Here is a 14,824-nt window from a genome sequence, read left to right as displayed (position 1 = left end):
TGCAAATTCTGCATCAACCGCACAACCGTCCAGAGGTCGTAAACGCATGAGCGCTCTGAATCATTTGATAAAGCAAATCTACGAGCAGGCCAAAAGCGGGAAATGGGACAATGTCATTTCGGAGTGGATGGAGGAGCCCATGCTTGCCCGGCTTTGCAGCCGCTATCGGACTCCATCGTCAGGCTGGACATTCTTGCATCAAGCCGCTTACTTCGGACACGAACCTGCATGCAGGGAGCTCATTCGCCTAGGTGGTTCGGCTGCCACGCTCACCGCCAATGGCAAGTCCGCAGTTGAGGTCGCTCGGGAGCATGGATACACCGAACTCGCTGCTTTGCTGGAGCATTCAGTCCTTGAAGACCGCTCTTTGTGGTCGCCTCCTACCAATCTCGACCTATTGCCCAGCAGTAATCTCTTCCAGGAGGCGAGCGAGCGGCGAGCGAATTCTTTGATGCTTGTCGCCTACGCGGGAGGGGTTGTGCAGATTCCAAGCGAAGCTAGGTATTACGCAGATCCATTTGAACGCCCGCTCATTGGATGGCATGGCACGTTCGATCCTCCGTGCGGAATGGATGGTGAATCGATGCTGCGAGCCTGACGACTTTGGCATATCTGCCTTGCCCCATTGCGACCATTTTAGAGCTGGAGTCTAATGAGTGATTAACTGCAAACGACTGTGATCTGCCAGGATCCAGTCGATGGCAGCGAAGACGTCATCATCGATCTCCCGTCTGCCATCCTTGCAGCAATGGACGTCGGTCTTGGTGACTCTTTGAGTACGGCCAAGGCATGCATTGCATTCCCAGACCGTACAAATTGGCAACAGCTGATTCCCGCAGTCTGACGCCTATGGCTTTGCGACGCATGATGAAGCATTGCTGAAAAGCCTACGATTGTTCATCAGCGAATAGGTCGGTGCCGCCATTCGCCAAATCAAGTTTTGGCGGTATTGCATGATGAGGGACGCCGCCCTCATCGCAAAAGAACTGGTGAGCGGGGCAAGGCCCCACCGTCCAGATGATTACTCGGCAGCAGGCACGCCCTCGGATCCGTTTGATTGTGGCCTAGTCAGAGTGAGCAGTGGTTTGCGGTTGGCTTCGCAGAATTGCGAGCGGCAATTACCCATCAAGTCCTCGACCTTGGAGGTGCTATCACTCCAGGCAAGCTCCGGCTTTCCACGGGATTTGACCAGGTTGTCAAGGTAGGATTCGATCTTGGTAATACGGTCATGCTCGACGGTGACATAGCCGATGGGCACCGTGATGGCGCTCGCATTGTCGGGCTGCACATGATACTGCACAACGGCCAGTTGGCCAGGGATCAGGAAAATCTCAATTTGAGATTGAAGATCAGCGCCTTTGTAGGCGATGCCACACGGAATGCGGGTGTGAAAGCTAGATTTCAGGGCGCTGAGGTCTCGGCTGTCCTCGTACGGAAGGATTGCGGTGACATGCCCACGGCTTTGTCGGTCTTCAGCCAGGCGCCGAGAGATCTCGTTGCAGAAGTCGCTCATCAGAAACCCGTTGGCGCCCCAGAGTGGCGCCGAGCTGGACAGCCAGAAAGCGCGATGTACCTCGCCAGCCTTCCAGTCCTTGGCCACCTCCTCGATCATGCGATCGATGGTCTTCTTATTGTTGCGGTCGAAGATAGGGCCGATCATCGAGCGAGTGGTCTGTGTGCCGTAGCCGGTCTTGCGATTGGCGTGATCGATCAGCCAGTGATTCAGGTCAAGGCCACGGTCGTCGATATAGCGATCAAGCACATGGTCATCGAACATTTTGCAGTAGCCCAGAATGCTGACGCTCTTCTTAGGGCTTGGCAGGCTGTTGAGGTAGTCGGAGATCTTGGCCTCCACTTCCATCGACAACGGAGGCTGGCGCCCACCACTGGCCTTTTCAGCGACCTTCTTGATGATCTCCAGATCACCTTCTTTCGTTGGGCGCAACCAGATTTCCAGGTCGATCGGAATCTGCACGAACTTGCCTGCGCTGCATCCATCGACCTTGTAAAGCCGGATCTTCTTGGTTTCGATTTCCGGGCGGCGTGAGTAATCCAGGAACGCCCGGAACTGACTGCCAAAGAGCTCGGTGATTAGCTGCGGAGCCGGGCTGTGGTTCTCATCCGGGATCGGCAGTTGAGGCAAGCCGTGACGGCTGCGGTTGTAAGCATTGGAGGGCATGATAGAAACGGTCAAGGCTTCGAAGACCACCGTTTCGGTTTTGACCTCATACTTGGTCAAGCTAGGGGTGACTTCCGGATTGTCCTTGGTGCGGTCGATCAGCATGTTGCTAGGCACCAGCATGCCGTCATTGTTGTGAGTGATGAGCTTGTTCTTCTCAAGCGTCTCGATCAGCACCTCGCATTCGCGCTTGCTCAGCCCGAAGTACTGCTGAACTTCGCCAGGCGTGATTTCACGCAGTGAGATCAGCAGGCGGCAGGTGAACTCCTCGATTGCCGGCAGCGGGATCTCCTGTGTCCAGGCGCAGTTGATGTGATAGCTGTAGGCTGGAATCAGCAGGGAGATCGTATTGCACAGCCGCACGCCGCTGGTTTCGATCATTTCATTTTCTTCAAACATTTCGTGCACCCTCGATAACGGTGGTGCCATCGACCAACTCGTAATTTTCATTGCCAGCGGCGGTCTGCTCACTGATGAAGGTCAGGACATCGGCCAGTGACGACTGCTTGTTGGAAGCTTCCCACATGCTTTTGGCACCGATGACCACCAAGCGCTCCTGTGCTCGGGACAGCGACACGTTGATGCGAGATGGCTCAACCAGGAAGCCCTGTCGCCGCTCTGGGTTGTTTCGAACCAAGCAGAGTATGACAACCCCCCGCTCTTGCCCCTGGTACGAGTCTACCGTCGCGATGTCGCACAAATCGCGAAGCGGCGCCATCCACTCGGATCGCGACAGTTCGGCTTCAAGCAACCGCTTCTGGGCGCTGTACATCACAATAATACCGATCGGAAATGGGTGCTTCTCCGACTTGCTGGCGCGCAGCTTCTCCAGCACGGGGGAGGATGCGATCTGACGTAGCAGATGCATGCACACCTGCAGCTCATGGCGGTTGATCACGCGACCCCCGCCTTGGTTCTCCTCGTAGATCGCCCGCTCACCGGTACCGCTGTCGATCCAGGCCACAGGTTTGTTCATGGGGTATGGCAAGTCGACGTACCAATCCGGAGCGACTTTGCGATGGCTCTTGAGCTGCCCCCCGTAGAAGCAGTGCGATACGATTTCGCCGATAGGCTCGATCATCCGGTACTGGGTGTCGAGCGTTACACCTTCGTTGGCGATGAAGGCGCGCTCGAAGTCGGTTTTGCGCACCTCAGCCTCCTCGATACCCAACTTACGAGACACGGCCCGGACATGAGACTGCTCATAGTGAGGTGACAACTGACGGTGGTCACCTACCAGCAGGCCGCGGCTGGCACACTGCAGGGCGATCATGAGTTCAGAGGCCTGAGCGCGACCGGCTTCGTCGACGATGACCCAATCGAATTCTTGCTCTTCGATGTTCAGCCACTTGGCGCCCATGCCCACCAATGTACCGGTGACCAGTTGGCTCGACTTCACGAAGAAGCGATCAAAGCTTGCTGACCCGGAAGCCAGTACATCGATCCAGTCCTTGCTGATTGCAATCACGTGGTTCAGACGCTGGATGGCCAACTGGTTGGTGACGCCATGGTTGGCGGCAATCTGGCGAACCAGCTCACGCCAGTACTCCGGATCTGTAGCCTCCGGAAGTTTGAATTCGTAGCCACGGGTGCGGATGTTGTTGTTTACGATCTGGGCACATTCGTTCAGGCTGCGTTTGAACTCATCGATGCGGCATGCGCGATCAGGACTCTGCTCGCGGCGTTGGGTCAGGTCATTGATGTTACTCAGCAGTACAGCAATGCGTGACAGCAGAGGGCTGATGCTGCGGTGAAGCTTGGCGATATCCTCGACAAAGCTCTGGTCAAGCATCAGGCGCGATGCCAGCGCGTTGATGCGCTGCTCGTACTCACGCTGGAACTTGTGTCGCATCTTGCGCTGGATTGAGCTGGAGTGGCACTGCAAAAGCTTCTCGTCGATCAGGTGCTCCTGACCAAGACGCACGAGACTGATCTGGTTTCCCATTTCCTCGCACAATTCCTTGGCTTTAATGGCCACGGTGTCGACCGAGGTGTGCGATTGCCCCACCAGCAAGATGTTGCGCGCCAGCCCATTTTCGAATAGGTAATTGATTAGTTGACTAACGAATTTTGTCTTTCCGGTACCAGGCGGGCCCTGTAGCACTGAGACCGGCGATTGACTGATAACCTTCTGAAAAGCAACGACTTGCTTAGGGTTCATTCTTTCGTCAGAACCGTTGAAGTTGTCGTAGCGGGCGCGAATCGATTCTTCGCTGGGTACCTCCCGGACAACCTTGGAGCGTGCAGTGCCCTCTTCGTCAAAGTAGCCTGGCAGGTTGTGAATGCGAGAGTTGCCGGACAGCACCCTGTCCATGGCCTTCTGGCGGCGGAACCGGGATGCGTGGTTGCGTTTGGACTCAAAGAAGATCTCTGTGCCCTCACCGACCTTCTTCTTGAAGGCCGACAGCGATTCGCCATGTGGATGAACAGCGAGGATGTCATCACCCGATTCGGCGGCGATCACATGGCCAAACTGGCGCGTTTCGTCAGCAAGGTAGATGCCGATCTCTTCGTCTTCATCACCGGAAAATTCAAGCTCGTTCCCGGATTTTAGGATGCAGGGGATCAGCCAGGCTCCGGACTTGCTCTCTTCGATCTCGTTGCTGCGGATTTCGACCTTCAGCCGCTGCTCACCCTCGGTATCCATTAGGGCTTGCCAGATCCGGGATGGCTTAACTGTCTGCTCAACGCCCTCTTCAAGCGCGACGGGCTCACTGACTTCCTGCTCGGTAGAGCCGAACATTTCCTCAAGAAGATCCAGTACGGCGTCCTGATCCATCAGGAACTCTAGGAAGTTATTGGTTTTGCCGACTGGCGGGATGCCCCGCTCCACGCTGATCGGCTGCGTGAAGCTGAGTGCTGGTCGCTGCGCTGCCTGGGCATATTCGTTCAGGCCCGAATCGGTAATCCATGCCGCCGTGATCTGGCGCGATTCAGGATTGAGGATGACGGTGAGCTTTTGGTAGTGGGCAGTGATTACGCAGAACAGGTTATTTTTGTATTTGTCCGATATGTTCACGGACAAGTGGTATTCAAGGCCCTCGGCTTGCAGCAAGCGTGCGGTCTCAGGCAAGCGCATGTCGCTGTAGATCAGGCGCAGCGGTGGTAGAGCCACCTTGGGTGGGGCTTTCTGGCGCTCGATTTCCGCTTTCAGGCAGTCGCGCAGCAGAGAGAGGTCGACCGGGATGCCGTCCGGCTGCAAGGACGCGGCCTTGATCTCGGCGCGCACTTCATCAGGTACAGCTTCCCCGAACAGTTCTTCCACCATACGGTAGACGGCAAACTTATCCCGTCCATAGCCATCGGCAGACTGAGGGTTAGTCGGCCCATACTCGGTGTTGTAGGGTTCGCTTTGACCACCCCAGTCCAGTGAGTCGATCAGTACCATACGGCTGGCAGTCTCTGCACCTTCCTCAAGTGCTCCTGAAGCTGGGCGCACAAGAATGTTTGCTGGGTGCAGGTCGCCATGAGCGAATTGGTTGCTATGGATCTGGATGACCAGCTCACACAGTCCCAGCGCATTGTTGAGCTTCTCTTCATCGGTCACCAGTCCCTGGATATAGACATCCCAGGTGGTGCCCTCTTCAAAGCGGGTCAGAATGAAAAGGCCGGCACCTTCGCCGAACAGGCCGAACTGAAGCACCTTGGCGATGGGAAGCTCAGCCTCGACAGCCTTCTCGATCCGGCGCCGCATCCGCAGCAGGCGGCGGTTGGCACTAGGGTTCTTGAGATCGATAGCTGCTTTCTGCCAGAACTTGAACAGGCCATTTTCACCATCAATCGCACAGCGGTAGGCAATCTTCTCGCCAAATAGGGTAGGCGCACCACCGGGAGTCGGGGGGAAGTGAGCCATCATAGCGAAGGGACTCAGCTCGCGTTTGATGAAATCTCCTTTGCTGATCTCTTCGATGACGGTACGAGCATCGTCGAAGGGTTCATCCTTGCCAAGGGAGATGGCGTTGAATTCGGCGTGCATGGCAGCAGCACTTGGGTAGCGGTTGTCCTGCTCCAGATCCATGGCCTTGGCAAAGAAAGCGTCGAGTTTGCCCTTAAAAGGATCGTTCTCAACCGATTGCCAGATGGCCAGACCTTCCTCTTCGGTCATTTTCTGGTCGGGGAAGCAGATCTTGTGAGCGATGATCCCCAGCAGGTAGACGTCCTGGGCAAATGGATTGATGATCTCGCCCGCTTCCCCATAGATGTCCTCAGGAATGATCGAGGCCGAGCTTTTGATCATCTTGCTGATGTCGCGTACGGTGCCTTTTTCAGGAAGATGAGAGGCGTGGAAACCGCTGGCCAGAATGAAGGCGCTGTCTTCTGCGTACCACAGGTTGTGGGGCTGAATGTCTCGGTGGGCAACACCCATGCTGTGCAGTTCGGCAAACGGGGCCAGCAACGCACGGACGATGTCGAGCTTCTGTTCAGGTGTCCATTTTCCGCCGTTGATTGCAATGTAGTCGCCTAGGCGGCGGGTGTTTTTCTTCAGCTCGTACATTGCCACGCAATCGGCGCTGATGTTGTCCTCGTCCGGGGACTCCAGCGGGCGCAACATATAGTTCTGCAAGGGACTGTTGGTTGCCGATGCGGTGCGGTACAGATGATCCTCGCGGGTGACAACCTTCTGCCAGATGCTGTCTTCGCGGTTTATGATGCCCAGCACCGTCAAATCCCAACGACGGATCATGGCGCGCTGGCCATGATACTTCTCGTGTTGCGCCGGGAATTCAGAGAACAGGCTTTTCTCGTGCTGGTGATCAGGGACTTCGGAGGCTTCGAAGCCTTTAACCTTGAAGGTGGCGAGCTCAACTCGGCTGCCACGGAAGAAGTCGTCGAAGTGCTTGAGGTTGACCGGGTCGTTGGGGCGAAGCCGACCGACATCGTCAAACTTGATCGCCTGGGGGCCTGTGATGATCGCGGAATAGCCATCGGCCTCGCGGATCTTCATGAATTCTTCAAGGGTATGGACGAAAGGCTTGTCGTTTGCCGGCAGGTGCTCGGGGGTGGCTTCGCCGCAAAGGACAACGTGGGCTTCGACAAAGGGGTAGTAGCCCAGCTTATGCTGAAGTTCTGAACGCAAGATGCTGAGAAGGCGATAACCTTGATCGCGCTTGGTGTGGTACGGGCTCTTGGAACGGTACTTCCCGTCGATGTACCAGTTGCCGTCGAAGGAAGTCAGCTTGCCACGCCAGTTCTTGAGCTCGACAATCAGGATGCGATCGTGTGTAACTATGATCAGGTCAAACTCCATGCCACCCTGCGAGTCGCAGATCAGCACCGAGGCGTAGGCATGCCATGAATTGCGTAGTTCCGCCTCCATTCTTGCGACCGCTTTAGTCTCGCTCCCGTGAAGGCCCTTACCTTTGACAATGATCTTCATACTGCTCCTGTTGCCTATCCTTTGATCAAGATGCCTCTTGGGTCACCCGTTCTCGACGTACTGTTGGGCCTGATCAATGGCAGCTTCTTGGCGCCCTCTGCCATGGGGCAGGCCCAAACTTATCCTTTAGCTCTTCCTGCCCAGACTCCAGAAAAGTCTTGTACTCCTTCTGGAATTCAAAACTATGGTATTTTTTCGCCAGACCAGCAGTGACCAGAATGCGGTTTTGTGGATCGTAGATATCCATCGTCTCAGCTTTTTCCTGAGCGCTAAGCTCCTTAGTTTCGAACGGCAGTACAGGTAGCTTTGCAATCACGGAAGCGTTTTAGGCGTACCGATTTTGTTCCTCAACGTGAGACTGGTGGTTATTCGCAAACTCAGCGACTGCCACTGCTGCACAGGCGACAACCACTTACTTTTTCGTAATATTTCTAATGCTGTCCTCAGCATCACGAGACCATGCGTTGACGAACGCGCGAGATCTTACGTGATTTCAAAGTGCCATTGCCATATGAAGATGGCCGCCTAATACATGCTGGCACTGCGGATCTTGCCAGTTGCATCACCGTCTTTAACGATCGCGAAGAGCTCGACTGCTGCGAGCATGGTGTGAGTCCGGACGGTAAGCGGTCGGATTTCGATACGATTGCTGTGTTATCTACGTGGAAGCATCAGGCCCCTGGAGCGGATGCTTAAGGATATATAACGAGCCAGCAGCATGCCCTTGTGGGGCCGCTTTTGTGAACCGAGCCATCGTCTTGCGCCGACGTCTCGGCCCTGCGGGCGTACATCCGTCACGCCCGCGCGCTCCGCTTGCCGGCTCTGCGCTACCGGCTGCGGACGCCCGCATCACGTTTCAGTAATTTTGATCCAACGAACTGCGCTCACAATCCCCCAATTCCCCTCAGTATTCGGCCTGCGCTAGTGAGCGGATGGCTATGAACGTAGATAAGCCAAAGCTTCTTAGAATTGCTCGATCTTCTGTTCGCTACCTTTGCGGCCTAGGCTCTGTCTGAAATCCCAAGAAACTGAAATGTGAGCCTGGAACAGCCTGGTTTCTGTACAGTCGCCGACCATCTACGGAAAGGAATTCTGTGATGGCAAAGCGGTACGAACTCTCGGATGAAGCGTGGGCAGTGGTCGCCGATCTCTTTACGGCAATCCACGTCAGGGGCCGGCCGCGTAGCAGTGATCGCTTGATGCTCGATGGTGTACTCTGGGTGCTCTGCTCAGGAGCAGCCTGGCGAGATATGCCTGAGCGCTTCGGGTCTTGGGCGACTGTCTATCACCGCTTCCAAGTCTGGCGAAACCGCGGAACGTTCGATCAGATGCTCAGACGATTGCACCTCAGACTCAATGACAAAGGCTTGATCGATCCCCACACCTGGATGATCGATTCGACCGCTGTTAGAGCAACCCGTGCTTCATCTGGGGCGCGGAAAAAAGGGGGCCTGACGAGCCTGCCGATCACGCTCTAGGCCGCAGTCGTGGCGGCCTGACAACCAAAATCCACATGCTCTGCGACGCCAACGGGATACCGTTGCGCTTCCTTCTCTCTGGCGGTCAAGCCAGTGATATCAGCTACGCACAACCACTGTTGGACGAGGTCAGCATTCCATCGAGCCAGCGTGGACGCCCGCGCAAGCGCTGCAAATGGCTGCTCGCCGACAAGGGCTACGACGCCGAAGCGCTACGCCGCTACTGCGACCAATATCGAATGCAACCCGTCATCCCACTGCGCTCGATGAAGCGCAAGCCCAAGCCTGGCTTACCCAGACTGTTCGACCGGCCCAAATACCGACAGCGCAACATCATCGAACGCATGTTTGGCTGGCTGAAAGAGAACCGCCGAATCGTCACGCGCTTTGACAAGCTCGCAAAAAGTTATGCCGCGATGGTCTCGCTGGCTTGTGTCTTGCGGTGTATGCGACGGCTTTTTTCAGACAGAACCTAGGAATTCAAATGCAGTGTGGGTCAGAACGGCACGCCCTGGTCATAGCGAAAATCACTTCTGATGTCACAAATTAATCATTGACGATGTACTATTACCCCTCTAATCTCTGCCTACACCTTCCGAGCAGGCGGAGCACACGATGAGCACCTATTGGCGTAACCAGTTCGAAAAAAACTTTGTTTCACCTGAGGAGAAATTCGATCTGGACGAAATTCTCCAGGAGTCGCACGACGTCTATTGGGGTTCGCTGGGTGCCTCACTGATCAAATTTCATGGCCAAATCGACCCCGCCATCCTGGCGAGTCTAGATCAGATTTACCAAGGTGAGATCCCGGTTCAGGCGGCAGCTAGAGACTGCTATGACTACGCAATCAATGGTCGGTTGAAACTCGCGACGAATGGAGCAGAGCAAACCCGAATGAACGACAGCTGGGGACGTTTGGCCACGCTTGTGCTGTCTGCCAGACCCGACATCGAAGTCTTCTGGCCAAGCATCCGCAACCGTGAAATGACCTTACCCAGGGGGCTCGAAAAAATTCTGTTCCACGCTCTGATTCGGGCACGCCTAGACCTCGATACCCACCCGGCATTTCAAGATGACGAGGCGCTACCCATGTTCTTGTCGGGGGAAGATCAAAGCGGATATCTGACCCTCAAGGAAATTGCAGTGTTAGGGCAAATGACCGAGCGAGCAGTACGCAATGCGGCTCAACCCACCGCAGCTGACCAGCTTCAAACACGTAAAGAACAGAATCAGACGGTGGTCGACTCGAACGAGGCGTTGCGCTGGCTGAAAGGACGCCGGGGCTTCATCGCCACCCGCGCTGACTAACCCGACTGCCAATCACCATAGGACACGATCATGAGCCTCGAACAATTCAGCACGCTGCTATCCGCTACAACACTCGATTTTAGCAACAGCCTGCCGGTGGAGCTGTTGCTAACATCTGAGGGCAACCTGCAAACCTTCTATGCACCCTTCGACCACATCAATACCGGCGCCCGTATCGTGCTATGCGGCATCACCCCAGGGTTGCAACAAGCCAGCCGCGCCCTGGATGAGGCGTGCAAACAACTTCGCCAAGGTGCCTCCATCGAGCAGGCCAGGGAAGCTGCCAAGGCAACCGCCAGCTTTGCTGGGCCTATGCGAAACAACCTGGTCAACATGCTTGATCACGTAGGTGTGCACACGCTGCTTGGCGTCGACAGCTGTGCTCGACTCTTCGATACGCACCGTCATCTGGTGCACTACACCTCGGCGTTGCGCTATCCAGTTTTTGTAGACGGTCAGAACTACAGCGGCAGCCCAGCCATGCTCAGTCGCTCCAGCTTGCGGCGCCAGGTTGAAACCCACCTGGCGGAAGAGGTCAGAGTCTTGGGCCCGCAATGTTTGTACGTACCGCTCGGGCCGAAGGTGGCGGAGGTCTTCCAGCATTTGCAGGTCGAAGGCCTGTTGAAAACCGAACAAATTCTTGATGGGCTCCCTCACCCATCTGGCGCTAACGCAGAGCGCATCAGCTATTTCCTTGGCAGAAAACCCCGAGATGAGCTGTCGACTCAAACCAATCCGACAGTGTTGGACAGCGCCAAATCCAAAATCTTGGACAAGCTGGCAAAGCTCCAGAAGCTGGAGCGCTTTTAATCGGAAGGTGGGGTTCCACTTGCTGTAGATCTTAGTCACCGCCTGGGGTGGGGCGGCGATTCCCCCTCTCTTTTGCTGGGCTTGCCCAGCTTACTGCTCAGCAGTTTAGCTATTGAGAATCATGTTGATGAGACTTTTTTGGCCTGCGAATTTACCGCGTTAAACGCCACGGCGAAGCTGATTTCGCTGGCGCTGGTGGCAGAAGACGCGCGGGAATTTTACGTAGAATTGCTCGACACATTGCACCGCAACGACTGCAGCGACTTCGTAAAAGTTATCCCTCAGCTGTAGGGTGGTGACCATAGCTGTCCTATTCTCGATGCCCGCGACAGGCTGATAGCAGCGTTTTTGCGCTCATTCGACTGCATGATCACGGTAGTGACTGATGCCCCGGAGTACGACTGGGAGGAATGACTCATCACCCATAGACGTTGGAATGCCGCTGCCGATTCTGATCACGTCGCCAGCATGCTCTCGGGCAATGGCATCAAGCCTTTCTTGATTCAAAAAAGCTGGGCGCTCACGAGCCAGAATCGATCATCAACCGAGTGCAGTCAGTACATCGATGATAACGCCAGCAGTTTCACATGGTAAGCAAAGCCTTTTCGCCAGCGCAGATCGGAAACTGAACCGATGTGCTGCAGGCAGGGATGCTAGGCTCTGTCTGAAAAAAGCCATCGCATACACCGCATGACACAAGCCTGCGAGACCATCGCGGCGTAACTTTGTGCGAGCTTGTCGAAGCGCGTGACGATCCGGCGGTTCTCTTTCAGCCCGCCAAACATGCGTTCGATGATGTTGCGCTGTCGGTATTTGGGCCGGTCGAACAGTTTGGGTAAGCCAGGCTTGGGCTTGCGCTTCATCGAGCGCAGCGGAATGACGGGCTGCATCCGATATTGATCGCAGTAGCGGCGTAGCGCTTCGGCGTCGTAGCCCTTGTCGGCAAGTAGCCATTTACAGCGCTTGCGCGGGCGGCCACGTTGGCTCGATGGAATGCTGACCTCGTCCAGCAGTGGTTGTGCGTAGCTGATGTCACTGGCTTGGCCGCCAGAGAGGAGAAAGCGCAACGGTATCCCGTTGGCGTCGCAGAGCATGTGGATTTTGGTTGTCAGGCCGCCACGACTTCGGCCTAGAGCGTGATCGGCAGGCTCGTCAGGCCCTCTTTTTTCCGCGCTCCAGATGAAGCACGGGTTGCTCTAACAGCGGTCGAATCAATCATCCAGGTGTGGGGATCGATCAAGCCTTTGTCATTGAGTCTGAGGTGCAATCGTCTGAGCATCTGATCGAACGTTCCGCGGTTTCGCCAGACTCGGAAGCGGTGATAGACATTCGTCCAAGACCCGAAACGCTCGGGCATATCTCGCCAGGCTGCTCCTGAGCAGAGCACCCAGAGAATACCATCGAGCATCAAGCGATCACTGCTGCGGGGCCTGCCCCTGACGTGGACTGTGGTAAAGAGGTCGGCGACCATCGCCCACGCTTCATCCGAGAGCTCATAACGCTTTGCCATCACAGAATTCCTTTCCGTAGATGGTCGGCGACTGTACCGAACCCGGGCTGTTCCGGGGCCACATTTCAGTTTCTTGGGATTTCAGACAGAGCCTAGAATCGTTGGGGGTTTTTACCGAAACTTATAGAAACGGACACGGGATTTGCAGAAAGTGGTAGAACCAACACCTATTTTTTCTATTCTTTTGCAAATTTATCTCTGCAACCCTCGTAAACCAAGGGTTCGGGCGTTTCTAGGGGTTTCGTGAACGCATCAATCCGCTCCGAAGTACATCCGCAACTTGCCCGAACACTAGCGTGCAAGCAGTCAACTCTCACAAATGCCAGTAGCCGCCTTTGGAGCCCCAGCCTATATATAGGCGCGCCAGCAAACGAAAGTTTCAACACACGCCCACCCCACGGTCACAAGGATTCGGACTATGGCTACAGAACTGGATGCGCTGCTCTCAAGTATTCGTGATTGCCAAACCTATGACTCGGTGCAACAACGGCTTGCTGTCATCACTGAAAACAAGCATGTCGCCACGGCTCCGGATCTCGTGCGAGCGCTGCGGGATGCCCAGGTATACGCGCTTGTCTGGGGCGTTTTTGTTGCCGCTCTTGAACTGGGCGCGCCTATCGTTGCCCGAGACAAAGCTCGTAAAGCACTGGATGCAGCGTTGGTGAACGATGATGAAAATGCTCATGAAGCTGCCTTCATCGCCTACGAAGCTGCCTGTGGAGCCTGTTACAAGATGCAGGACGCGGCCGCGAGCACCTTGGACAAAGCCCTTGAATCAGTGACCCAAGATGCAAGCACAGCAACCTCAGGTGAAAATGGCACTGACGCCATTGCTGACGCTGCAGCGGCCGAGCTGGCTTCACGTGATATCTCTGAGCACCTGCGTCGCCGAAATGTGATCTACGATTCAGCGTCGTCCAAGGCAGATCCTTATCAGGATTTCTACGACCGTGAGCGGCAAATCAGGAACATTACCCGCCCTGTGCAACAAGCATGTGAAGCCTATGTCAACGATCATGTCATGCGTGCCCAGGTCACAGCTGAGCTCAAGCAGTCGCTTAATCGCTATCTCTTGGTCTGGCGCAAGACAACCACGGGAGGCGGAAATCCACTAGCGGCTCAAGGCATATTGGAGAGCATCGATGAGAAAAACGGCACATTCGTGCTCAGGAGTTTGAATTACAAAGACCAGCGCGTAACGGTGTCTTTCGCAGACATTGACAACGTTGATACATCCCGAACGCGCTCAGGCGCACTCTCCAGTGCTGTAGCGCCCACCTGGAGAAACGTGGGTATAGGTAAATGGGTGCGCTCCGACCAGTAATGAACATGCCTTGCCGCTGCAGCGAACATAAGCTTGAACGCCACCGGCCTTGATACTGCGACGCCTGGACGTTCCCTCCAGGCGACGCGTTTTGGAGTGGCCATGGGTCTAAGCGTTATTTCAAGACCCCTCGCAACAGCGACTCGAACGCTTGAGTCGCCTGCGCCAGTCGCTGTTCGCCCTCCTCTGTCTCTGCGATCCACACCGTCGCCTCCGCCAAACTGCCATATATCAAAGCGGCTAGCGCCTGGGCGTGGATGTCGATGAATACGCCTTGCAGCACCAGCCGTTCGATCAACTGGCGTAAAGACTCCATGCAATGTCGTTGCGCCTCTGGCGAGCCACCCCCAAATACTGCTCTGGCGTCGCGCAGTACGATACGCTGAATCTCAGGTTCCAGCGCCATTTCCAGATAGGCTCGACAACGCTGGCGAAAACCTTCCCAGTCATCCTCAGCAGTGTCGGTAATCGCACGCAGCCGCACGTCCATCTCCGCATCGAGTTGCTCTACCACCGCTGCAAGCAAACCCTTCTTATCACCGAAGTGATGATACAACGCCCCTCTGGTCAAGCCTGCCCGTGCGGTCAAGTCATCCATAGAGGTGTGTGCATACCCTACTTCGGTGAACATCTGGCGGGCGGTTGCCAATAACAGTGCGCGGGTTTCTTGCATCGCGGCGCGGGTGCGACGGACCATTCAACTATTCCTTCTCGCCAATGGCATGATCGGGTGTAAACGTATGCAGGCTGATAGCACGAATTGTCCTGGACAGACTGGGCTCATTCAAGCCTTTAGCCTAGCCGCGCGCCGACTTGACCGATGGCAGGCCTCAAACTG

The 14,824-nt window shown here is 55.6% G+C and carries 10 protein-coding genes; 5 read left to right on the top strand and 5 right to left on the bottom strand.

Annotated features, from left to right (window positions below):
* Positions 1–46 precede the first annotated feature (46 nt).
* A complete protein-coding gene (locus tag PFU01S_RS09260; protein WP_028687549.1) occupies positions 47–598 on the top strand; it encodes a hypothetical protein in 552 nt (183 codons plus the stop codon).
* Positions 599–1,021: 423 nt separating this feature from the next.
* Here PFU01S_RS09260 and PFU01S_RS09255 read toward each other — a convergent pair whose 3' ends face one another.
* The 3 genes from PFU01S_RS09255 to PFU01S_RS22130 form a co-directional block, all read right to left on the bottom strand.
* The gene (locus tag PFU01S_RS09255; protein ID WP_028687550.1) at positions 1,022–2,578 is read right to left on the bottom strand and encodes a penta-EF hand family protein; all 1,557 of its coding nucleotides are present in this window, start codon (positions 2,576–2,578) and stop codon (positions 1,022–1,024) included.
* Complete coding sequence (locus tag PFU01S_RS09250; RefSeq protein WP_028687551.1) at positions 2,571–7,556, bottom strand: AAA domain-containing protein; 4,986 nt, start codon at positions 7,554–7,556, stop codon at positions 2,571–2,573. Before PFU01S_RS09250 ends, PFU01S_RS09255 begins: the two co-directional genes overlap by 8 nt.
* A 73-nt stretch (positions 7,557–7,629) precedes the next feature.
* On the bottom strand, positions 7,630–7,803 hold the full coding sequence (locus tag PFU01S_RS22130; RefSeq protein ID WP_154665204.1) for a hypothetical protein: 174 nt from the start codon (positions 7,801–7,803) through the stop codon (positions 7,630–7,632).
* 850 nt (positions 7,804–8,653) lie between these two features.
* On the opposite strand from PFU01S_RS22130, the gene PFU01S_RS21720 reads away from it, so the two are divergent.
* The 3 genes from PFU01S_RS21720 (at position 8,654) to PFU01S_RS09230 (ending at position 11,152) form a co-directional block, all read left to right on the top strand.
* Positions 8,654–9,510, top strand: a protein-coding gene (locus PFU01S_RS21720; protein WP_154665205.1) for an IS5 family transposase whose coding sequence is annotated in 2 segments (ribosomal slippage) — positions 8,654–9,002 and positions 9,002–9,510 — 858 coding nt in all. Because the reading frame shifts where the segments join, the coding sequence is not laid out codon by codon here.
* A gap of 139 nt (positions 9,511–9,649) precedes the next feature.
* Positions 9,650–10,342 carry a hypothetical protein gene (locus tag PFU01S_RS09235; protein ID WP_028687555.1) on the top strand — a complete coding sequence of 231 codons (693 nt, stop codon included), beginning with the start codon at positions 9,650–9,652 and terminating at the stop codon, positions 10,340–10,342.
* A 30-nt stretch (positions 10,343–10,372) separates the two neighbouring features.
* Positions 10,373–11,152, top strand: a complete 780-nt coding sequence (locus tag PFU01S_RS09230; RefSeq protein ID WP_033737010.1) for a hypothetical protein — start codon at positions 10,373–10,375, stop codon at positions 11,150–11,152.
* A 653-nt stretch (positions 11,153–11,805) separates the two neighbouring features.
* Here the strand turns inward: PFU01S_RS09230 and PFU01S_RS21715 are convergent.
* A protein-coding gene (locus PFU01S_RS21715) for an IS5 family transposase (protein WP_373876271.1) occupies positions 11,806–12,662 on the bottom strand; the annotation gives its coding sequence in 2 pieces (ribosomal slippage) (positions 11,806–12,314 and positions 12,314–12,662; 858 coding nt in all).
* A gap of 418 nt (positions 12,663–13,080) precedes the next feature.
* Between PFU01S_RS21715 and PFU01S_RS09210 the strand changes: the two genes are divergently transcribed.
* On the top strand, positions 13,081–13,986 hold the full coding sequence (locus PFU01S_RS09210; protein WP_028687559.1) for a hypothetical protein: 906 nt from the start codon (positions 13,081–13,083) through the stop codon (positions 13,984–13,986).
* 115 nt (positions 13,987–14,101) lie between these two features.
* Here the strand turns inward: PFU01S_RS09210 and PFU01S_RS09205 are convergent, their stop codons facing one another.
* On the bottom strand, positions 14,102–14,683 hold the full coding sequence (locus PFU01S_RS09205; protein ID WP_028687560.1) for a TetR/AcrR family transcriptional regulator: 582 nt from the start codon (positions 14,681–14,683) through the stop codon (positions 14,102–14,104).
* Positions 14,684–14,824 lie beyond the last annotated feature (141 nt).

It is taken from the genome of Pseudomonas fulva NBRC 16637 = DSM 17717 (assembly GCF_000730565.1).
GTDB classification, from domain to species: Bacteria; Pseudomonadota; Gammaproteobacteria; order Pseudomonadales; family Pseudomonadaceae; genus Aquipseudomonas; species Aquipseudomonas fulva.
The sequence above is the reverse complement of the archived record's forward strand: the minus strand, read 5'-3'. Positions and strand labels throughout refer to the sequence as shown.